Annotated in this window: 17 protein-coding genes; all 17 read left to right on the forward strand. The window is 72.5% G+C overall.

The window, feature by feature from the left end:
- The first annotated feature begins 30 nt into the window (after positions 1-30).
- The 17 genes from AC230_RS03275 (at position 31) to AC230_RS03355 (ending at position 20,388) form a co-directional block, all read left to right on the forward strand.
- Positions 31-1,857 carry a DUF5941 domain-containing protein gene (locus tag AC230_RS03275; protein ID WP_049714384.1) on the forward strand — a complete coding sequence of 609 codons (1,827 nt, stop codon included), beginning with the start codon at positions 31-33 and terminating at the stop codon, positions 1,855-1,857.
- Entirely contained in the window at positions 1,854-2,591 is a 738-nt protein-coding gene (locus AC230_RS03280) for a phosphocholine cytidylyltransferase family protein (RefSeq protein ID WP_049714385.1), read from the forward strand. Before AC230_RS03275 ends, AC230_RS03280 begins: the two co-directional genes overlap by 4 nt.
- Positions 2,579-3,640: an iron-containing alcohol dehydrogenase family protein gene (locus AC230_RS03285; protein WP_049714386.1), complete on the forward strand. Its 1,062-nt coding sequence runs from the start codon at positions 2,579-2,581 to the stop codon at positions 3,638-3,640. Before AC230_RS03280 ends, AC230_RS03285 begins: the two co-directional genes overlap by 13 nt.
- Positions 3,618-4,397: a CDP-alcohol phosphatidyltransferase family protein gene (locus AC230_RS03290; protein WP_078870917.1), complete on the forward strand. Its 780-nt coding sequence runs from the start codon at positions 3,618-3,620 to the stop codon at positions 4,395-4,397. The genes AC230_RS03285 and AC230_RS03290 overlap by 23 nt, the downstream gene beginning before the upstream one ends.
- Positions 4,394-5,290 carry a glycosyltransferase family 2 protein gene (locus AC230_RS03295; RefSeq protein WP_049714388.1) on the forward strand — a complete coding sequence of 299 codons (897 nt, stop codon included), beginning with the start codon at positions 4,394-4,396 and terminating at the stop codon, positions 5,288-5,290. The genes AC230_RS03290 and AC230_RS03295 overlap by 4 nt, the downstream gene beginning before the upstream one ends.
- 78 nt (positions 5,291-5,368) lie before the next feature.
- Positions 5,369-6,313 (forward strand): ABC transporter permease, encoded by a 945-nt coding sequence (locus tag AC230_RS03300; protein WP_078870918.1) that lies wholly within the window; start codon positions 5,369-5,371, stop codon positions 6,311-6,313.
- On the forward strand, positions 6,306-7,082 hold the full coding sequence (locus AC230_RS03305; RefSeq protein WP_241833057.1) for an ABC transporter ATP-binding protein: 777 nt from the start codon (positions 6,306-6,308) through the stop codon (positions 7,080-7,082). The genes AC230_RS03300 and AC230_RS03305 overlap by 8 nt, the downstream gene beginning before the upstream one ends.
- Before the next feature lie 422 nt (positions 7,083-7,504).
- A complete protein-coding gene (hpnC, locus tag AC230_RS03310; RefSeq protein ID WP_198535400.1) occupies positions 7,505-8,392 on the forward strand; it encodes a squalene synthase HpnC in 888 nt (295 codons plus the stop codon).
- Positions 8,389-9,348: a presqualene diphosphate synthase HpnD gene (gene hpnD, locus AC230_RS03315; RefSeq protein ID WP_078870919.1), complete on the forward strand. Its 960-nt coding sequence runs from the start codon at positions 8,389-8,391 to the stop codon at positions 9,346-9,348. The genes hpnC and hpnD overlap by 4 nt, the downstream gene beginning before the upstream one ends.
- A gap of 115 nt (positions 9,349-9,463) precedes the next feature.
- A complete protein-coding gene (hpnE, locus tag AC230_RS03320; protein ID WP_049714391.1) occupies positions 9,464-10,897 on the forward strand; it encodes a hydroxysqualene dehydroxylase HpnE in 1,434 nt (477 codons plus the stop codon).
- A gap of 70 nt (positions 10,898-10,967) precedes the next feature.
- A complete protein-coding gene (locus tag AC230_RS03325; protein ID WP_049714392.1) occupies positions 10,968-12,032 on the forward strand; it encodes a polyprenyl synthetase family protein in 1,065 nt (354 codons plus the stop codon).
- Positions 12,033-12,150: 118 nt separating this feature from the next.
- Positions 12,151-14,148, forward strand: a complete 1,998-nt coding sequence (gene shc, locus AC230_RS03330) for a squalene--hopene cyclase (RefSeq protein ID WP_049714393.1) — start codon at positions 12,151-12,153, stop codon at positions 14,146-14,148.
- A complete protein-coding gene (locus AC230_RS03335) occupies positions 14,148-14,804 on the forward strand; it encodes a phosphorylase family protein (RefSeq protein ID WP_049714394.1) in 657 nt (218 codons plus the stop codon). The genes shc and AC230_RS03335 overlap by 1 nt, the downstream gene beginning before the upstream one ends.
- A 5-nt stretch (positions 14,805-14,809) precedes the next feature.
- Complete coding sequence (gene hpnH / locus AC230_RS03340) at positions 14,810-15,832, forward strand: adenosyl-hopene transferase HpnH (RefSeq protein ID WP_049714395.1); 1,023 nt, start codon at positions 14,810-14,812, stop codon at positions 15,830-15,832.
- Positions 15,833-15,838: 6 nt separating this feature from the next.
- On the forward strand, positions 15,839-17,005 hold the full coding sequence (ispG, locus tag AC230_RS03345; protein WP_049714396.1) for a flavodoxin-dependent (E)-4-hydroxy-3-methylbut-2-enyl-diphosphate synthase: 1,167 nt from the start codon (positions 15,839-15,841) through the stop codon (positions 17,003-17,005).
- A gap of 57 nt (positions 17,006-17,062) precedes the next feature.
- Complete coding sequence (dxs, locus tag AC230_RS03350) at positions 17,063-18,979, forward strand: 1-deoxy-D-xylulose-5-phosphate synthase (RefSeq protein WP_049714397.1); 1,917 nt, start codon at positions 17,063-17,065, stop codon at positions 18,977-18,979.
- Positions 18,976-20,388, forward strand: a complete 1,413-nt coding sequence (locus AC230_RS03355; RefSeq protein ID WP_049714398.1) for an aspartate aminotransferase family protein — start codon at positions 18,976-18,978, stop codon at positions 20,386-20,388. The genes dxs and AC230_RS03355 overlap by 4 nt, the downstream gene beginning before the upstream one ends.
- Positions 20,389-20,423: the final 35 nt, after the last annotated feature.

Genomic DNA, 20,423 nt, shown 5'->3' on the forward strand with positions numbered 1-20,423 from the left:
GCCAGGCCCGCTTCCAAGGAGTGAGTTCGTCTGTCGACCGCCATCCTCACCGGTTTGCCGCCCGCCGGCTCCTCGCTGGAGGCCGACCTGCGGTCCCTGGGCTTCGACGTGCGCGTGGCGGACGGCGCCGCCGCGGTGGCCGCCACCCTGGCGGCCCTGCCCCCCGGCGACCGCGTCGCCCTGGTCGACCACCGCTTCGTGGGCCACGTCCACAGCCTCCGCCTGGCGCTGACCGACCCCCGCTTCCCGGCCGCCGCCGTGCACGGAGCGGTCACCGCGCAGCCCGAGGCCCGGCCCGCGCTGCTGCGCGCCGCCGCCGCGCTCGACGGCCGGTACGCGGACGCCCTGGTCGGCGCGCAGCCGGCCGCGCCCTCGTGGTCCGTGCCCGTCCTGCCGGACGCCCTGGCCACCGGCCTGGAGGCCGAGGGCGTCGCCGTCCACCGCCCCGACCTGGGCGTCCTCGTCGCCGACGTCCCCGCCGACCCCGCGGCGCGCACCCGCGCCCACGCGGCCGTCGCCGCCACCGACGACGAGGCCGTACGGCTGCGCAGCGCCGTGAAGTCCCGCGACGGGTTCTTCACCACCTTCTGCATCAGCCCGTACTCGCGCTACATCGCCCGCTGGTGCGCCCGGCGCGGACTCACCCCCAATCAGGTGACGACGGCGTCCCTGCTGACGGCGCTGATCGCCGCGGCCTGCGCGGCCACCGGCACCCGCCCCGGGTTCGTCGCCGCCGGACTGCTGCTGATCGCGTCCTTCGTCCTCGACTGCACCGACGGCCAGCTCGCCCGCTACTCCCTCCAGTACTCCACCCTCGGCGCCTGGCTCGACGCCACCTTCGACCGGGCCAAGGAGTACGCCTACTACGCGGGCCTGGCCCTGGGCGCGGCCCGCGGCGGCCACGACGTGTGGGCGCTGGCCCTGGGCGCGATGGTGCTCCAGACCTGCCGGCACGTCGTGGACTTCGCCTTCAACGAGGCCAACCACGACGCCACCGCCAACACCAGCCCCACGGCCGCCCTTTCGGGCCGGCTCGACAGCGTCGGCTGGACGGTGTGGGCCCGCCGCATGATCATCCTGCCGATCGGGGAACGCTGGGCCCTCATAGCGGTCCTCACCGCGCTCACCACCCCGCGCGTCGTCTTCGTGGTGCTGCTGATCGGCTGCGCCTTCGCCGCCTGCTACACCACCGCCGGCCGTGTCCTGCGCTCGGTCACCCGCAAGGCCCGCCGCACCGACCGGGCGGCGCAGGCGCTGTACGACCTCACCGACTCCGGGCCGGTCGCCGGGACCGTCGCCCGCTTCGCCCGCGTCAAGGGCGCCGTGACCGCGCCGGTCCTCGCCGTCCTGGGCACCGCCGCGCTGCTCGTCCCCCTGGGGTGGCTGCCCGCCGGCAGCCCGCTGACGCCCGTCGCCGCCGCGGCCTACGCCCTCGTCACCGGCCTCGCCGTCGCCGCGCCCCTCAAGGGCCCCCTCGACTGGCTGGTCCCGCCCGTCCTGCGCGCCGCCGAATACGTGACGGTCCTCGTGCTCGCCGCGCGCTCGGACGCCCCCGGTGCGCTCCCCGCCGCGTTCGGCCTGGTGGCCGCGGTCGCCTACCATCACTACGACACCGTGTACCGCATCCGCGGCGGCACCGGAGCGCCCCCGCACTGGCTGGTCCGGGTGATCGGTGGCCATGAGGGACGGGTCCTGGCGGTCACCGTCGCCGCCGTCCTGTGGCAGGGTCAAGGCTTCACCATCGCGCTGACGGCTCTCACAGCCTTCATCGCGCTCGCGGTGCTCATCGAGAGCATCCGCTTCTGGGTGTCCGCAGGGGCGCCCGCAGTACACGACGAAACAGGAGAACCCGCATGATCGGCCTCGTGCTGGCGGCCGGCGCCGGACGGCGTCTGCGCCCCTACACCGACACCCTGCCCAAGGCCCTGGTGCCGGTCGACGGCGACACCACCGTCCTCGACCTCACCCTGGCCAACTTCGCCGAGGTCGGTCTCACCGAGGTCGCGATCGTGGTCGGCTACCGCAAGGAGGCCGTGTACGCGCGTCAGGCCGCGCTGGAGGAGAAGTACGGCCTCAAGCTCACCCTGATCGACAACGACAAGGCCGAGGAGTGGAACAACGCCTACTCCCTGTGGTGCGCCCGTGACGTCCTCGGCCGCGGCGTGATCCTCGCCAACGGCGACACCGTCCACCCGGTCTCCGTCGAGAAGACCCTGCTGGCCGCCCGCGGCAACGGCCAGAAGATCATCCTCGCCCTCGACACGGTCAAGAAGCTCGCCGACGAGGAGATGAAGGTCGTCGTCGAGGACGGCAAGGGCGTCCAGAAGATCACCAAGCTGATGGACCCGGCGACCGCCACCGGCGAGTACATCGGCGTCACCCTCATCGAGCCCGAGGCCGCCGCCGAGCTGGCCGACGCCCTCAAGGCCACCTTCGAGAAGGACCCGGACCTCTACTACGAGGACGGCTACCAGGAGCTCGTCAACCGCGGCTTCACCGTCGACGTGGCCCCCATCGGCGACGTCAAGTGGGTCGAGATCGACAACCACGACGACCTCGCCAAGGGCCGGGAGATCGCGTGCCAGTACTGACGAGGCTCATCCCCTCGCCGGTCGTCGTCGACATCCGCGCCGGAGCCCTGGACGATCTCGCGAGCGTCCTCGCGGACCAGCGGATCTCCAGCTCCGGCAAGCTGGCCGTCGCCATCAGCGGCGGCTCCGGGGCGGCGCTGCGCGAGCGGCTCGCCCCGGCGTTGCCCGGCGCCTCGTGGTACGAGGTCGGCGGCGGCACGCTGGACGACGCCATCAAGCTGGCCGACGCCATGAAGTCCGGCCATTACGACGCCGTGGTCGGCCTCGGCGGCGGCAAGATCATCGACTGTGCGAAGTTCGCCGCCGCGCGCATCGGCCTGCCGCTGGTCGCCGTGGCGACCAACCTGTCGCACGACGGCCTCTGCTCGCCGGTCGCCACCCTCGACAACGACGCGGGCCGCGGCTCGTACGGCGTGCCCAACCCCATCGCCGTCGTCATCGACCTGGACGTCATCCGCCGGGCCCCCGGCCGCTACGTGCGCTCCGGCATCGGCGACGCCATCTCCAACATCTCCGCCGTCGCGGACTGGGAGCTGGCCGCCCGCGAGCGCGGCGAGGACATCGACGGACTGGCCGCGGCCCTGGCCCGGCAGGCCGGCGAGGCCGTGCTGCGCCACCCCGGCACCGTCGACGACGACGGCTTCCTCCAGGTGCTCGCCGAGGGCCTCGTCCTCACCGGCATCGCCATGTCCGTCGCCGGCGACAGCCGCCCGGCCTCCGGCGCCTGCCACGAGATCAACCACGCCTTCGACCTGCTCTACCCCCGGCGGGCCGCGCCGCACGGCGAACAGTGCGGCCTCGGCGCCGCCTTCGCGATGCACCTGCGCGGCGCCCGCGAGGAGTCCGCGCTGATGGTCGAGGCGCTGCGCCGTCACAAGCTGCCCGTGCTGCCCGGCGACATCGGCTTCACCGAGGACGAGTTCGTCCGCGCCGTGGAGTTCGCCCCGCAGACCCGGCCGGGGCGGTACACCATCCTGGAGCACCTCGACCTCTCCACCGACCAGATCAGGGACGCATACGCCGACTATGCAGAAACCGTCAGTCGCTGAACTGCGCCCGGTCGTCCACCCCGTGGGTGTGAAGGACCGGCGCAGCGGTGAGCACTGGGCCGGCCGCCTGTACATGCGGGAGATCTCGCTGCGGGTGGACCGGCACCTGGTGAACACCAGGGTGACGCCCAACCAGCTCACCTATCTGATGACCGTCGCGGGCGTCCTCGCGGCCCCGGCCCTGCTGGTGCCCGGGATCGCGGGCGCCGTGCTCGGCGTGCTCGCGGTCCAGCTCTACCTGCTGCTGGACTGCGTCGACGGCGAGATCGCCCGCTGGAAGAAGCAGTACTCGATGTCCGGGGTCTACCTGGACCGGGTCGGCGCCTACCTGTGCGACGCCGCCGTCCTCGTCGGCCTGGGCCTGCGCGCCGCCGACCTGTGGGGCGGCGGCCGGATCGACTGGCTGTGGGCCTTCCTCGGCACCCTCGCCGCGCTCGGCGCCGTCCTGATCAAGGCGGAGACCGACCTCGTCGGCGTCGCCCGGCACCAGCAGGGCCTGCCGCCGGTCAAGGAGTCGGCCGCCGAGCCGCGTTCGTCCGGTGTGGCGCTGGCCCGCAGGGCCGCCGCGGCCCTGAAGTTCCACCGGCTGATCCTCGGCATCGAGGCGTCCCTGCTGATCCTGCTGCTCGCGCTGGTGGACGCGGCGCGGGGCGACCTGTTCTTCACCCGCCTCGGCACCGCCGTCCTCGCCGGCATCGCGGTCCTGCAGACGCTGCTGCACCTGGTGTCCATCCTCGCCTCGAGCAGGCTGCGATGAGCGCCGGGGGCCTGAAGGTCGGCGCGGTCGTCCTCACCATGGGCAACCGCCCCGACGAGCTGCGCGCGCTGCTGGAGTCCGTCGCCAAGCAGACCGGCGACCCGATCGAGGTCGTCCTCGTCGGCAACGGCTCCCCGCTGCCCGAGGTGTCCGTCCCCGGGCTGACCGTCCGCACCGTCGAGCTGCCCGAGAACGTGGGCATCCCGGCGGGCCGCAACGTCGGCATCGAGGCGTTCGGCCCGGCCGGCCGCGACGTGGACGTCCTGCTGTTCCTCGACGACGACGGGCTGCTGCCCCACCAGGACACGGCCCAGCTGTGCCGCGAGGCGTTCGAGGCCGACCCGAAGCTCGGGATCATCAGCTTCCGCATCGCCGATCCCGACACCGGTGTCACCCAGCGCCGCCACGTCCCGCGGCTGCGCGCCTCCGACCCGCTGCGCTCCTCGCGCGTGACGACCTTCCTGGGCGGCGCCAACGCGGCCCGCACCCGGGTCTTCGCCGAGGCCGGCCTGCTGCCGGACGACTTCTTCTACGCCCACGAGGAGACCGACCTCGCCTGGCGGGCGCTGGACGCGGGCTGGATGATCGACTACCGGGCGGACATGGTCCTGCACCACCCGACCACCGCCCCCAGCCGGCACGCGGTCTACCACCGCATGGTCGCCCGCAACCGGGTGTGGCTGGCCCGCCGCAACCTGCCCGCCGTGCTGGTCCCCGTCTACCTCGGGGTGTGGCTGCTGCTCACCCTGGCCCGCAGGCCCTCGGGCCCGGCGCTGCGCGCCTGGTTCGGCGGCTTCAAGGAGGGCTGGACGACGCCGTGCGGTCCGCGCCGGCCGATGAAGTGGCGTACCGTGTGGCGACTGACCCGACTGGGTCGCCCGCCGGTGATCTGACAAGCTCTTGTCTGAGAGCATCGGGCGCTGCCGGGGGACCGCCCCCGGCAGCGCACCTTGAGGACGAAAGTGTCAACAGTGAGCGAGACAACGCACGGCAGTGCGGTCGCCATGAGTGCTGCACCATCACCCGACGACGGGCTGTCGGCCGCCGAGCTGGCGAAGAAGTACGGCCTGTCGGTCAGCGGCGCCCGTCCGTCGCTGCCGGAGTACGCCCGGCAGCTGTGGGACCGGCGGCACTTCGTCGTCGCCTTCTCCCGGGCGAAGATGACGGCCCAGTACAGCCAGGCCAAGCTGGGCCAGGTGTGGCAGGTGGCCACCCCGCTGCTGAACGCCACCGTGTACTTCCTGATCTTCGGTCTGCTGATGCAGCAGAGCAAGGGCATGGGCATCCCGACGTACATCCCGTTCCTGGTGACGGGTGTGTTCGTCTTCACCTTCACCCAGAGCTCGGCGCTGTCGGGCGTGCGCGCCATCTCCGGCAACCTGGGGCTGGTGCGGGCCCTGCACTTCCCGCGCGCGGTGCTGCCGATCTCCTTCGCGCTCCAGCAGCTCCAGCAGCTGCTGTTCTCGATGATCGTGCTCTTCGCGTTCCTGCTCGGGTTCGGGCACATGCCCAAGCCGTCCTGGCTGCTGATCGTCCCGGTGCTGGCCCTCCAGTTCGTCTTCAACACCGGCCTGGCGATGATCCTGGCCCGGCTGGGCAGCAAGACCCCCGACCTGGCGCAGCTGCTGCCGTTCATCCTGCGCACCTGGATGTACGCGTCCGGCGTCATGTACAGCCTCGTCGAGGCGCTGAAGAAGACGCACGCCCCCGGCTGGCTCGTGGACGTGCTGAGCGCCAACCCGGCCGCCGTCTACATCAACCTGATGCGCGACGCCCTGATCAGCGGCCACGCGGCGCACAAGCACATCGTCCTCCCGCAGCACGTGTGGGCGCTGGGCGTGGGCTGGGCGCTGCTCGTCGGCGTCGGGGGCTTCGTGTTCTTCTGGAAGGCTGAGGAGCAGTACGGCCGTGGCTGAGCAGAACGACACCCGCATCCCCACCGTCATCGCGGACGACGTCCACATCGTCTACCGCGTCTACGGCGGCAACACCGGCCGCGGCAGCGCGACCGCCGCCCTCAACCGCCTGGTGCGGCGCAAGCCCGGCGCCGGCGTCCGCGAGGTGCACGCGGTCAAGGGCGTGAGCTTCACCGCCTACCGCGGGCAGGCCATCGGCCTCATCGGCTCCAACGGCTCCGGCAAGTCGACGCTGCTGAAGGCGATCGCCGGGCTGCTGCCCACCGAGCGCGGCAAGGTCTACACCGACGGCCAGCCGTCCCTGCTGGGCGTCAACGCCGCGATGATGAACGACCTGACCGGCGAGCGGAACGTCATCCTCGGCGGCCTCGCCATGGGCATGTCCCGCGAGGAGATCCGCAGCCGCTACCAGGGCATCGTCGACTTCTCCGGCATCAACGAGAAGGGCGACTTCATCACCCTGCCGATGCGGACGTACTCCTCCGGCATGGCGGCCCGGCTGCGCTTCTCCATCGCCGCGGCCAAGGACCACGACGTGCTGATGATCGACGAGGCGCTGGCCACCGGCGACCGCGCGTTCCAGAAGCGCTCCGAGGCGCGGGTGCGCGAGCTGCGCCAGGAGGCCGGCACCGTCTTCCTCGTCAGCCACAACAACCGCTCCATCCGCGACACTTGTGACCGCGTCCTGTGGCTGGAGCGCGGCGAGCTGCTGATGGACGGCCCGACGGACGAGGTGGTCCGGGCGTACGAGAAGGAGACCGCCCGCTGACCTCGGGCGTCCCGTCCCGGCCGAGGCCCCCGCCGCCGTCACCGGTGGCGGGGGCCTCGGTCCTTCCCCGGATTTTCCCCTGATGTGCGAAGTGACACCAACTGGCATATTGACTGGGTCGCGTCGGGGGCGGCGTGGCATTGTATGGATCAAGCACGGACCTCGGCGACGGCCGGACTCCTGTACGGCGTACGCTGTACCGTGCTCGGGCGGCCCCCGCACCGTGGGGGTGGTGCGCCGTGATGACGTGCCGGGGCGGCTTCCGGGGGAGCCAGGGCGGGAGGTCGCGCAGCGGCGTGTCCGAAATAGGATGTTCTGGGTCGGCAGTGTAGAACGGGAGATGTGACGGCGATGGCTGTATCGGCAGCGGGGCCTCTCCAGATCAGAGGCGCGTCCGTCGTCTTCGGTCCGGGCAGCCCGCGATGACCGCGGGGACGGACACGCACGCGCGTTCCGTGCTCGACAAGGCCGCGCACGAGAACTTCCCGGTCGCCCCCTTCTTCCTGCCGCGCCGCTGGCGGGACGACCTGATGGCCGTCTACGGATACGCCCGCCTCGTCGACGACATCGGCGACGGCGACCTCGCCCCCGGCGGGCGCGACGCCGAGCTCCTGGGTCTCGACCGCGAGCAGGTGCACGACAGACTCGCCATGCTCGACGCCTTCGAGGCCGACCTGCGGCGCGTCTTCGACGGCGGCACCGGCCCCCGCCATCCGCTGCTGCGCGGACTGCGGCCCACCGTCCGGCGCTGCGGCCTGACCCCCGAGCCCTTCCTCGGCCTCATCGAGGCCAACCGCCAGGACCAGAAGGTGCGCCGCTACGCCACCTACGCGGACCTCCTGGCCTACTGCGAGCTGTCGGCGAACCCCGTCGGCCGGCTCGTCCTCGGCATCACGGGCACGGAGACCCCCGAACGGATCCGCCGCTCGGACGCGATCTGCACCGCGCTGCAGATCGTCGAGCACATCCAGGACGTGGCCGAGGACCTCGGGCGCGACCGCGTCTACCTCCCGGCCGAGGACATGGAGCGCTTCCGGGTGACCGAGGCCGACCTCGCCCGCCCCACCGGCGGCGCGTCGGTGCGCGCCCTGGTCGCGTACGAGGCGGAACGCGCCCACGACCTGCTGAATGAAGGCACCCCCCTGGTGGGTAGCGTCCGAGGCAGGCTGAAGGTGTTGCTCGCGGGGTTCGTGGGCGGGGGGAGGGCCGCGCTCCGCGCGGTCGCCGCCGCAGGACACGACGTACTTCCCGGACCGCCCAAGCCCACCAGGCTCGGCCTGCTGCGCGAGGTGGGGGCGACACTGCGATGAGAGGGGTGAGCGGGACCGTGACCGGAACGCCGCACGCGTCCGCGCCGGTACTCGCCGCGTACAGCTACTGCGAGGCCGTCACCGCACGGCAGGCCGGCAACTTCAGCTACGGCATCAGGCTGCTGCCCACCGCGAAGCGACGGGCCATGTCGGCGCTCTACGCGTTCTCGCGGCGGGTGGACGACATCGGCGACGGCCCGCTGGACGACGAGGCCAAGCGGCTCCGGCTGGAGGAGACGCGCACGGTGCTCGGCAGGATCAGGAACGGCGAGGTCGACGAGGACGACACCGACCCGGTGGCCGTCGCGCTGGCGCACGCCGCGCGCCGCTTCCCCCTTCCACTCGGCGCGCTGGACGAACTGATCGACGGCGTCCAGATGGACGTTCGCGGCCAGACCTACGAGACCTGGGACGACCTGGCGGTCTACTGCCAGTGCGTCGCGGGCTCCATCGGGCGCCTCTCGCTGGGCGTGTTCGGCACCGTGCCCGGCGCGCGGGACACGGAACGTGCCGCGGAGTACGCCAACACGCTGGGCCTGGCGCTCCAGCTCACCAACATCCTGCGCGACGTGCGGGAGGACGCGGCCAACGGCCGTACCTATCTGCCCTCCGACGACCTCGCCAAGTTCGGCTGCTCCGCCGGCTTCGGCTCGCCGGTGCCGCCGCCCGGCGCCGACTTCACGGGTCTCGTGGCCTTCGAGGTGCGGCGCGCCCGCGCGCTGTTCGCCGAGGGCATGCGGCTGCTGCCGATGCTCGACCGGCGCAGCGGCGCCTGCGTCGCCGCCATGTCCGGCATCTACCGCCGGCTGCTGGAGCGCATCGCGGGGACGCCGCAGGCGGTCCTGCGCGGCCGGGTGTCGCTGCCCGGCCGGGAGAAGGCGCTGGTGGCCGTCCGCGGCCTGTCCGGTTACGACGCGCGCAGCGTGCACCGGCAGACCGCCAGGGGGCGCGCTTGATGGCCCCGGCCCGCGGCGGCGGGCTCCCCGCGGATCCGTGGTCACCCGGCGTGACGAGCGGCGCAACCCTCCACGCCATGGACGCGTCCCTGACATCGACCAAGGGGGTGGGAGCATGACCGAGCGCTCCGCGGACGCCGGCGGCCGTCCCGAGGGGACGGCCGCGGTGGTGATCGGGGGCGGGCTCGCCGGTGTCACGGCGGCGCTCCGGCTCGCCGACGCCGGGCTGCGCGTGACCCTGCTGGAGGGGCGCCCCCGGCTGGGCGGCCTCGCCTTCTCCTTCCGCCGCGGCGAGCTGACCGTCGACAACGGCCAGCACGTCTTCCTGCGCTGCTGCACGGCCTACCGCGGCTTCCTGGAGCGGATCTCGGCGGACCACCTCGTCACCCTGCAGGACCGGCTCGACGTGCCGGTCCTCGACGTCGGGCACCGCTCGGGCCGTCCGCGCCTGGGCCGGCTGCGCCGCACCGCGCTGCCCGTCCCGCTGCACCTGGCGGCGAGCCTGGCGACGTATCCGCACCTGTCGCCCGCCGAGCGCGCGTCCGTCGGGCGCGCCGCGCTCGCGCTGCGCGGGCTCGACCCGGCCGACCCGGCGCTGGACGACGTGGACTTCGCCACCTGGCTGCACCGGCACGGCCAGTCGGCCCGTACGGTCGAGGCGCTGTGGGACCTCGTCGGCGTGGCCACGCTGAACGCCACCGCCGACCGGGCGTCGCTGGGGCTGGCCGCCATGGTCTTCAAGACCGGCCTGCTCTCGGAGGCCGGCGCCGCCGACATCGGCTGGGCGGCCGTGCCGCTCGGCGAGCTGCACGACGTCCGGGCCCGCGCGGCCCTGGAGAAGGCCGGCGTACGGGTCGAGCTGCGCACCCGCGTCACCGGGGTCGCCCGGGACGCGGACGGGGCCTGGCAGGTCGACACCGAGGCGGGGCCCGGCGAGGCCGGGCGGCTGGCCGCCGGCACCGTCGTCCTCGCCGTTCCCCAGCGCGAGGCCCACGCCCTGCTGCCCGAGGGCGCCCTCGCCGACCGGTCGCGGCTGCTCGGGATCGGCACCGCGCCGATCCTCAACCTGCACGTCGTCTACGACCGCAAGGTGCTGCGGCGGCCGTTCTTCACGGCCCTCGGCAGCCCCGTGCAGTGGGTCTTCGACCGCACGCACTCCTCGGGGCTGGCGGCCCGCTCGGGGCACGGCCAGTACCTGGCGGTGTCCCAGTCGGCCGCGCAGGACGACATCGACCGGCCCGTGGCCGAGCTGCGGGCGCGCTATCTGCCCGAGCTGGAGCGGCTGTTGCCCGCCGCCCGCGGCGCGGCCGTGCGCGACTTCTTCGTGACCCGGGAGCGGACCGCGACGTTCGCCCCGTCCCCGGGCGTCGGCCGGCTGCGGCCGGGCGCCCGCACCGACGCGCCGGGCCTCTTTCTGGCCGGCGCGTGGACCGCCACCGGCTGGCCCGCGACGATGGAGGGCGCCGTGCGCAGCGGTCGCAGCGCCGCCGACGCGGCCCTCTCCGGGCTCGGCCGGGCCGGCGACCGTCCCGTGCGGGAGGCGGTTTGACCCAGCGAGCCACCCATTCGTGCGTCACCCGAACGGGGCGCGCGTGAGCACGATCACCAGAGGAGAGACCGTGACTTCGGCGATCCCAGCATGCGACACCGGGGACGTCAGCGCCCTGTTGGAGCGCGGACGGACGCTTGCCACGCCGGTGTTGCGTGCCGCCGTGAACCGGCTCGCGGCACCCATGGACACCGTCGCCGCCTACCACTTCGGCTGGATCGACGCCGACGGCCGGCCCGCCCACGGCGACAGCGGCAAGGCCGTCCGCCCGGCCCTGGCCCTGCTGTCGGCCGAGGCGGCCGGCGCCGCGCCCGAGACCGGTGTGCCCGGGGCCGTCGCCGTCGAGCTCGTGCACAACTTCTCGCTGCTGCACGACGACTTGATGGACGGCGACGAGCAGCGCCGGCACCGCGACACGGTGTGGAAGGTGCACGGTCCGGCCCAGGCCATCCTCGTCGGCGACGCCCTCTTCGCGCTCGCGAACGAACTGCTGCTGGAGCTCGGCACCGCCGAGGCCGGCCGGGCCACCCGCCGGCTGACCACCGCGACCCGCAAGCTGATCGACGGCCAGGCCCAGGACATCTCCTACGAGCACCGCGAGCGGGTCACGGTGGCGGAGTGCCTGGAGATGGAGGGCAACAAGACCGGCGCCCTCCTCGCCTGCGCCGCCTCCATCGGCGCCGTCCTCGGCGGCGCCGACGACCGCACGGCCGACGTCCTGGAGGCGTACGGCTACCACATGGGCCTCGCCTTCCAGGCGGTGGACGACCTGCTGGGCATCTGGGGCGACCCGGAGGCCACCGGCAAGCAGACCTGGAGCGACCTGCGCCAGCGCAAGAAGTCCCTCCCGGTCGTGGCGGCCCTGGCGGCCGGCGGCCCCGCCTCCGAGCGGCTCGCCCGCATCCTCGCCGAGGACGCCAAGCTCACCGACGCCCAACTGGCCGACTTCGACGAGGAAGAATTCGCCAGCCGGGCGGCGTTGATCGAGGAGGCCGGCGGCCGGGAGTGGACCTCCCAGGAGGCCCGCCGGCAGCACGCCACGGCGATCGAGGCGCTGGACGGAGTTGACATTCCCTCCGCCGTCCGGGCGCAGCTCGTCGCCCTGTCCGACTTCGTTGTAGTACGAAAGAGATGATGTTTATTCGTACGCACTAGCCATCGCGGTCGCCGGCCGGCGCCAGCTCGCGTCGGCCGACGGAAACCCCAGGTACGGCAGTACGGCAGAGAAGCAACTCACTGCATTAGGGGAATTCATGACAGCGACGACCGACGGCGCCGGGACGGCGCCGTCCCGAGCGGCCGCGACCGGCCGCAGCACGACCGCGCTCACCGGCCCCCCGGGGAGCGAGGCCGCCGAGCGGGCCACCGCCCGCGCGGTGGAGCACCTGTTGTCCCGCCAGGACGAGCGCGGCTGGTGGAAGGGCGACCTGGAGACGAACGTCACCATGGACGCCGAGGACCTGCTGCTCCGTCAGTTCCTGGGCATCCAGGACGAGCGGATCACCCGCGCCACCGCCCGCTTCATCCGCGCGCAGCAGCGGCCCGACGGCACCTGGGCCACCTTCCACGGCGGCCCGGGCGAGCTGTCCACCACCATCGAGGCGTACGTGGCGCTGCGCCTGGCCGGCGACGCCCCCGAGGACGCCCACATGGCCGCCGCCTCGGCCTGGGTCCGCGAGCAGGGCGGGATCGCCGCCAGCCGGGTCTTCACCCGCATCTGGCTGGCCCTCTTCGGCTGGTGGCGGTGGGACGACCTCCCCGAAATGCCGCCGGAAATCATGTACTTGCCGAAGTGGCTGCCGCTCAACATCTACGACTTCGGCTGCTGGGCCCGGCAGACCATCGTGCCGCTCACCGTCGTCGGCGCCCACCGCCCCGTGCGCCCCGCGCCGTTCGCGCTCGACGAGCTGCACACCGACCCGCGCCGGCCCAACCCGCCCCGCCCGCTGGCCTCCCCGGCCACCTGGGACGGCTTCTTCCAGCGCCTGGACAAGGTGCTGCGCGCCTACCGCAAGGTCAGCATCGGCCCGCTGCGCCGCGCGGCGATGAACGCGGCCTCCCGCTGGATCATCGAGCGCCAGGAGAACGACGGCGCCTGGGGCGGCATCCAGCCCCCGGCGGTCTACTCCATCATCGCCCTGCACCTGCTCGGCTACGACCTGGACCACCCGGTGCTGCGCGCGGGGCTCGCGTCGCTGGACCGTTTCACCGTGTGGGACAAGACGGAGGACGGCGAGCCCGTCCGCATGGTCGAGGCGTGCCAGTCCCCGGTGTGGGACACCTGTCTGGCCACCGTCGCGCTCGCCGACGCCGGGCTGGAGCCGGACCACCCGGCGCTGGTCAAGGCGGCCGACTGGATGCTGGAGGAGCAGATCACCCGGCCCGGTGACTGGTCCGTGCGCCGTCCCGAACTCCCCTCCGGTGGCTGGGCGTTCGAGTTCCACAACGACAACTACCCGGACATCGACGACACCGCCGAGGTGGTCCTCGCGCTCAAGCGGGTGCGCCACCCGCAGCCGCGCCGCGTCGAGGCCGCCGTCGAGCGGGCCATGCGGTGGACCGAGGGCATGCAGTCGCGCAACGGCGCCTGGGGCGCCTTCGACGTGGACAACACCAGCCCCTTCCCCAACCGGCTGCCGTTCTGCGACTTCGGCGAGGTCATCGACCCGCCCTCCGCCGACGTGACGGCCCACGTGGTCGAGGCGCTGGCCGTCCTCGGCCGGCAGCACGGCGAGCGCGCCCGCCGCGGCATCGCCTACCTGCTGGCCGAACAGGAGGAGAACGGCGCCTGGTTCGGCCGCTGGGGCGTCAACTACCTCTACGGCACCGGCGCCGTCGTCCCCGCCCTCGTCACGGCCGGACTCCCCGTCTCCCACCCGGCCATCCGCCGCGCGGTGGGCTGGCTGGAGAGCGTCCAGAACGACGACGGCGGCTGGGGCGAGGACCTGCGCTCCTACCGCGACCGCGACTGGATCGGCCGCGGCGCCTCCACCCCCTCGCAGACCGCCTGGGCCCTGCTGGCCCTGCTGGCCGCCGGCGAGCGGGACGGCGAGGCCGTCCGGCGCGGGATCGACCACCTCGTCCGCACCCAGCGCGAGGACGGTTCGTGGGACGAGCCCTACTTCACCGGCACCGGCTTCCCCTGGGACTTCTCCATCAACTACCACCTGTACCGCCAGGTGTTCCCGCTCACGGCCCTCGGCCGCTACCTGCACGGGGACCCCGTCGCAGCAGGTCACCTGGAGGGCTGATGGACCCAGGCACGGAACCGCCGCCGGCACCGCTGCTGATCGCCTGTGCGCTCGGCATCGAACGGCTCGCCCTGCGCGGCGGGTTGCGCGGTGTCCAGGGCGCCGCGACGATCCTGCGCACCGGGATGGGCCCGCAGGCGGCGGACCGTGCCGTGACGCGCGCGCTCGGCGGGGACGGCGGCGGCGCCGCCCTCTCCGACGCCGCGGTGATCGCCACCGGCTTCTGCGCCGGTCTCGCCCCCGGGATGCACCCGGGGGACCTCGTCGTCGCCGACGAGACCCGGGACCGCGAGGGACGCACCGACTGCGTCGGCGTGGAGCTGCTGGCGAAGGAGCTTGCACGAGCGGTACCCAGGCGAGTGATCCACACCGGGCCGCTGGTAGGTTCCGATCACGTGGTGCGCGGGGCGGAACGATCCGCCCTGCACGCCGCGGGCGCCCTGGCGGTGGACATGGAGTCCGCCGCCACGCTCAGAAGCGCCGTCCGGGCGGGCACGCGCCCGGTTGCGGCCGTCCGGGTGGTCGTGGACGCTCCAGAACATGAGCTTGTCCGGATCGGGACGCTGCGCGGAGGAATATCGGCATTCCGCGTGCTGCGCACCGTCCTGCCGGCCTTTTTTGCTTGGCACCGATCGTTGCTGCTCCCCAGGAGGTGAGCCAGATGGCAATGCCGCTCCGACAGACCATCCGCGTAGGGACCTATCTCGCCGAACAAAGGCTGCGCAAGCGCGACAAGTTCCCCTTGATTGTCGAACTGGAACCGCTCTTCGCGTGCAACCTCAAGTGCGAGGGGTGCGGCAAGATCCAGCACCCGGCGGGCGTCCTCAAGCAGCGGATGCCCGTGGCCCAGGCCGTGGGCGCGGTCCTGGAGTCCGGCGCGCCGATGGTGTCGATCGCCGGCGGCGAACCGCTGATGCACCCCCAGATCGACGAGATCGTGCGGCAGTTGGTGGCGAGGCGGAAGTACGTCTTCCTCTGCACCAACGCCATGCTGCTCCGTAAGAAGATCGACAAATTCAAGCCCTCCCCGTACTTCGCGTTCGCGGTGCACATCGACGGCCTGCGGGAGCGGCACGACCAATCCGTCGCCAAGGAGGGCGTGTTCGACGAGGCGGTGGCGGCCATCAAGGAGGCCAAGCGGCGCGGCTTCCGGGTCACCACCAACTCGACCTTCTTCAACACCGACACCCCCCAGACCATCATCGAGGTCCTCAACTACCTCAACGACGACCTGAAGGTGGACGAGATGATGATCTCGCCCGCCTACGCCTACGAGAAGGCCCCGGACCAGGACCACTTCCTGGGCGTCAAGGAGACCCGGGAGCTGTTCGCCAAGGCCTTCGCCGGCGGCAACCGCAAGCGCTGGAGGCTCAACCACAGTCCGCTCTTCCTGGACTTCCTGGAGGGCAAGGCCGACTTCCCCTGCACCGCGTGGGCCATCCCCAACTACTCGCTCTTCGGCTGGCAGCGGCCCTGCTACCTGATGAGCGACGGATACGTGCCGACGTACCGGCAGCTGGTCGAGGAGACCGACTGGGACAAGTACGGCCGGGGCAAGGACCCGCGCTGCGACAACTGCATGGCGCACTGCGGCTACGAGCCCACCGCCGTCCTGGCCACCATGGGCTCCCTCAAGGAGTCGCTGCGGGCGATGCGCGAGACCGTCGCGGGAAACAAGGACTGACGGGCCATGTCCCTCGTGGAACCAGTGGTGTTGGGGGTGCCGTCCGTCCCGGCCAAGCTCGCCGACCGCAGGGTCAGCCGGCGGATCCAGGTCGGGTCGGTGCCCGTCGGCGGGGGCGCGCCGGTGTCCGTGCAGTCCATGACGACGACGCGGACGTCGGACATCGGCGCGACGTTGCAGCAGATCGCGGAGCTGACGGCGTCGGGCTGCCAGATCGTGCGGGTGGCGTGTCCGACGCAGGACGACGCGGACGCGCTGAAGGTGATCGCGGCGAAGTCGCAGATCCCGGTGATCGCGGACATCCACTTCCAGCCGAAGTACGTGTTCGCGGCGATCGACGCGGGCTGCGCGGCGGTCCGGGTGAACCCGGGGAACATCAAGCAGTTCGACGACAAGGTCAAGGAGATCGCGAAGGCGGCCTCCGAGGCCGGCACCCCGATCCGCATCGGCGTGAACGCCGGCTCCCTCGACAAGCGCCTGCTGCGGAAGTACGGCAAGGCCACCCCGGAGGCCCTCGTCGAGTCGGCGCTGTGGGAGGCGTCGCTCTTCGAGGAGCACGGCTTCCGCGACATCAAGATCTCGGTCAAGCACAACGACCCGGTCGTGATGGTCAACGCCTACCGCCAGCTCGCCGCCCGGTGCGACTACCCGCTGCACCTGGGCGTCACCGAGGCCGGACCGGCGTTCCAGGGGACGATCAAGTCGGCCGTGGCGTTCGGGGCGTTGCTGTCGGAGGGCATCGGCGACACCATCCGCGTCTCGCTCTCCGCCCCGCCGGCGGAGGAGGTCAAGGTCGGCATCCAGATCCTGGAGTCGCTCAACCTCCGCCAGCGCCGCCTGGAGATCGTCTCCTGCCCGTCCTGCGGCCGCGCCCAGGTGGACGTCTACAAGCTGGCCGACGAGGTCACCGCCGGGCTGGAGGGCATGGAGGTGCCGCTGCGCGTGGCCGTCATGGGCTGCGTCGTCAACGGCCCGGGCGAGGCGCGCGAGGCGGACCTCGGGGTGGCCTCGGGCAACGGCAAGGGGCAGATCTTCGTGAAGGGCGAGGTCATCAAGACCGTCCCCGAATCGAAGATCGTCGAGACCCTCATCGAGGAGGCGCAGAAGCTGGCCGCGCGCCTGGAGAAGGACGGCGTCGCCTCCGGTGAACCCGCCGTCACCGTGGCCCCGTAGCGGGTCCTGAACACAGCCCGACAGAGCAAGGCCGACGGAGCCCAGGAGGGGGCCGGAGTGTCGTTACTGGAGAACATCCGCGGTCCGCGCGACGTGAAAGCGCTGGCCGCCGAGGAACTCGACGAACTCGCCGAGGAGATCCGCCACTTCCTGATCCACGCCGTGGCGCGGACCGGTGGCCACCTCGGCCCCAACCTGGGCGTGGTCGAGCTGACCATCGCCCTGCACCGCACCTTCGACTCGCCCTCCGACCGGATCCTGTGGGACACCGGACACCAGTCCTACGTCCACAAGCTCCTGACGGGGCGTCAGGACTTCTCCAAGCTCCGCAGCAAGGGCGGGCTCTCGGGCTACCCCTCGCGGGAGGAGTCCGAGCACGACGTCATCGAGAACAGCCACGCCTCGACCGTCCTCGGCTGGGCCGACGGCCTGGCCAAGGCCAACCAGGTGCTCGGCCACTGGAACCGGCACGTCGTCGCCGTCATCGGCGACGGCGCCCTCACCGGCGGCATGGCCTGGGAGGCGCTCAACAACATCGCCGCCGCCAAGGACCGGCAGCTGATCATCGTCGTCAACGACAACGAGCGCAGCTACGCGCCCACCATCGGCGGCCTCGCCAACCACCTGGCCACCCTGCGCACCACCGACGGCTACGAGCGCTTCCTCGCCCGGAGCAAGGACGCCGTCCAGCGGCTGCCGCTGCTGGGCAAGCCCCTCTACGAGTCGCTGCACGGCGCGAAGAAGGGCTTCAAGGACGCCTTCGCCCCGCAGGGCATGTTCGAGGACCTGGGGCTCAAGTACGTCGGCCCGATAGACGGGCACGACGTGGCCGCCGTCGAGTCGGCGCTGCGCCGGGCCAAGCGCTTCCACGGGCCGGTGCTGGTGCACTGCCGCACCGAGAAGGGCCGGGGCTACAAGCCCGCGCTGGACGACGACGCGGACCGCTTCCACACCGTCGGCGTGATGAACTCGCTGACCGGGGAGCCGCTCACGCCCTCCACGGGCACCTCCTGGACCTCGGTGTTCGGCGACGAGATGGTGCGCATCGGCGCGGAGCGGCCGGACGTCGTGGCGCTGACCGCCGCGATGCTGCACCCGGTGGGCCTCACCAAGTTCGCCGAGGCGTATCCGGAGCGGGTCTGGGACGTGGGCATCGCCGAGCAGCACGCGGCGGTGTCGGCGGCCGGCCTGGCGACGGGCGGGCTGCACCCGGTCTTCGCCGTCTACGCGACCTTCCTCAACCGGGCGTTCGACCAGGTCCTGATGGACGTGGCGCTGCACAAGTGCGGCGTCACCTTCGTCCTCGACCGGGCCGGCGTCACCGGTACGGACGGGCCCAGCCACAACGGCATGTGGGACATGTCGATCCTCCAGGTCGTCCCCGGCCTGCGGATCGCCGCCCCGCGCGACGCGACCCGGCTGCGCGCGCAGCTCCGCGAGGCCGTGGACGTCTCCGACGCCCCCACGGTCGTACGGTTCCCCAAGGCGACCGTCGGCGAGGACGTCCCGGCCGTGGACCGGGTCGGCGGCATGGACGTCCTCGTGCGCGCCGACGAGCCGGACGTGCTGCTGGTCGCCGTCGGCACCATGGCCGAAGCCGCCCTGGAGGCGGCCTCGTTGCTGCGGGCGCGCGGCACCGGCTGCACCGTCGTGGACCCGTGCTGGGTCAAGCCGGTCGACCCGGAGCTGCCCCGGCTCGCCGCCGGGCACCGGATGGTGGCCGTCGTCGAGGACAACAGCCGTACGGGCGGCGTCGGCTGGGCCGTCGCGCAGGCGCTGCGCGACGCGGACGTGGACCTGCCGGTGGAGGCGATGGGCATCCCCGAGCAGTTCCTGCCGCACGCCAAGCGCGGCGAGGTCCTGGCGGACCTGGGGCTCACCCCCGCCGAGATCGCCGGCCGGATCAGCGCGGTCCTGGCCCGTAGGAAGGGCGGGGGCGCCGCCGTCCCCGCATGTGAGGAGAACCACGCATGACCGTCGACGACACGACGGCCGACGAGACCAAGGGCTTCGACCTCGCCCGGCTGCTGGCCGAGCGCGGCGGCGAACGGTACGAGCTGCACGCCCGGCACCTCAACCACCAACTGCCGCGCATGCTGCACACGATCGGCTTCGACAAGGTCTACGAGCGGGCCGAGGGCGCCTACTTCTGGGACGCCGACGGGCAGGACTACCTCGACATGCTCGCCGGCTTCGGGGTGATGGGCGTCGGCCGGCACCACCCGGTCGTCCGCAAGGCGCTGCACGACGTGCTGGACGCCTCGCTGGCCGACCTGACCCGCTTCGACTGCCAGCCGCTGCCCGGCCTCCTCGCCGAGAGACTGCTGGCCCACACGCCGCACCTGGACCGGGTGTTCTTCGGCAACAGCGGGACGGAGGCGGTGGAGACCGCGCTGAAGTTCGCCCGCTACGCCACGGGGAAGCCGCGCGTGCTGTACTGCGTGCACGCCTTCCACGGGCTGACCACCGGGTCGCTCTCCGTCAACGGCGAGGACGGCTTCCGCGACGGCTTCGCCCCGCTGCTGCCGGACACCGCCGTCCCGCTCGGCGATCTGGAGGCGCTGGAACGGGAGTTGCGGCGGGGGGACGTCGCGGCGCTCATCGTCGAACCGGTCCAGGGCAAGGGCGTCCACGAGGCGCCGCCCGGCTATCTGCGCGCCGCGCAGGAGCTGCTGCACCGGCACAAGGCGCTGCTCATCGCCGACGAGGTGCAGACGGGCCTCGGGCGCACCGGGGAGTTCTTCGCCTACCAGCACGAGAGCGGTGTCGAGCCGGACCTGGTGTGCGTGGCCAAGACGCTCTCCGGCGGCTACGTGCCGGTCGGGGCCACGCTCGGCAAGGACTGGATCTTCAAGAAGGTCTACTCGTCCATGGACCGGGTCCTCGTCCACTCCGCGAGCTTCGGCTCCAACGCACAGGCGATGGCGGCGGGGCTCGCGGTGCTGGCCGTCATGGAGGACGAGCGGCTCGTCGAGAACGCCCGGGTCACCGGCGACCTGCTGCGCTCCAGGCTCGCGGCGCTGGTCGACAAGTACGAGCTGCTGCACGACGTGCGCGGCCGGGGGCTGATGATCGGCATCGAGTTCGGGAAGCCCAGGTCGCTGGGGCTGCGCGGCCGCTGGACGATGCTCCAGGCCGCCCGCAAGGGGCTGTTCGCGCAGATGGTGGTGGTGCCGCTGCTGCAGAAGCACCGCATCCTCACCCAGGTCTCGGGCGACCACCTGGAGGTGATCAAGCTGATCCCGCCGCTGGTCGTGGGGGAGAGGGAGGTCGACCGCTTCGTGGACGCCTTCACCGCCGTCATGGACGACGCGCACGGGGGCGGCTCGCTGATGTGGGACTTCGGGCGGACGCTGGTCAAGCAGGCCGTGGCCAACCGGTGAGGCGGGCCGGGGACCGCGGCCGGCGCGGCGGTCCC

Source organism: Streptomyces caatingaensis (genome assembly GCF_001187435.1).
In the GTDB taxonomy this organism is placed as follows: domain Bacteria; phylum Actinomycetota; class Actinomycetes; order Streptomycetales; family Streptomycetaceae; genus Streptomyces; species Streptomyces caatingaensis.

Bases quoted from the DNA above. Each gene is read 5' to 3' on its own strand.
- AC230_RS03355 (WP_049714398.1), top strand. From the start codon at position 18,976: ATGACCGTCGACGACACGACGGCCGACGAGACCAAGGGCTTCGACCTC.
- hpnH (WP_049714395.1), top strand. From the start codon at position 14,810: ATGGCAATGCCGCTCCGACAGACCATCCGCGTAGGGACCTATCTCGCC.
- hpnD (WP_078870919.1), top strand. From the start codon at position 8,389: ATGAGAGGGGTGAGCGGGACCGTGACCGGAACGCCGCACGCGTCCGCG.
- AC230_RS03290 (WP_078870917.1), top strand. From the start codon at position 3,618: ATGCAGAAACCGTCAGTCGCTGAACTGCGCCCGGTCGTCCACCCCGTG.
- hpnE (WP_049714391.1), top strand. From the start codon at position 9,464: ATGACCGAGCGCTCCGCGGACGCCGGCGGCCGTCCCGAGGGGACGGCC.
- AC230_RS03295 (WP_049714388.1), top strand. From the start codon at position 4,394: ATGAGCGCCGGGGGCCTGAAGGTCGGCGCGGTCGTCCTCACCATGGGC.
- shc (WP_049714393.1), top strand. From the start codon at position 12,151: ATGACAGCGACGACCGACGGCGCCGGGACGGCGCCGTCCCGAGCGGCC.
- AC230_RS03280 (WP_049714385.1), top strand. From the start codon at position 1,854: ATGATCGGCCTCGTGCTGGCGGCCGGCGCCGGACGGCGTCTGCGCCCC.
- hpnC (WP_198535400.1), top strand. From the start codon at position 7,505: ATGACCGCGGGGACGGACACGCACGCGCGTTCCGTGCTCGACAAGGCC.
- ispG (WP_049714396.1), top strand. From the start codon at position 15,839: ATGTCCCTCGTGGAACCAGTGGTGTTGGGGGTGCCGTCCGTCCCGGCC.
- AC230_RS03335 (WP_049714394.1), top strand. From the start codon at position 14,148: ATGGACCCAGGCACGGAACCGCCGCCGGCACCGCTGCTGATCGCCTGT.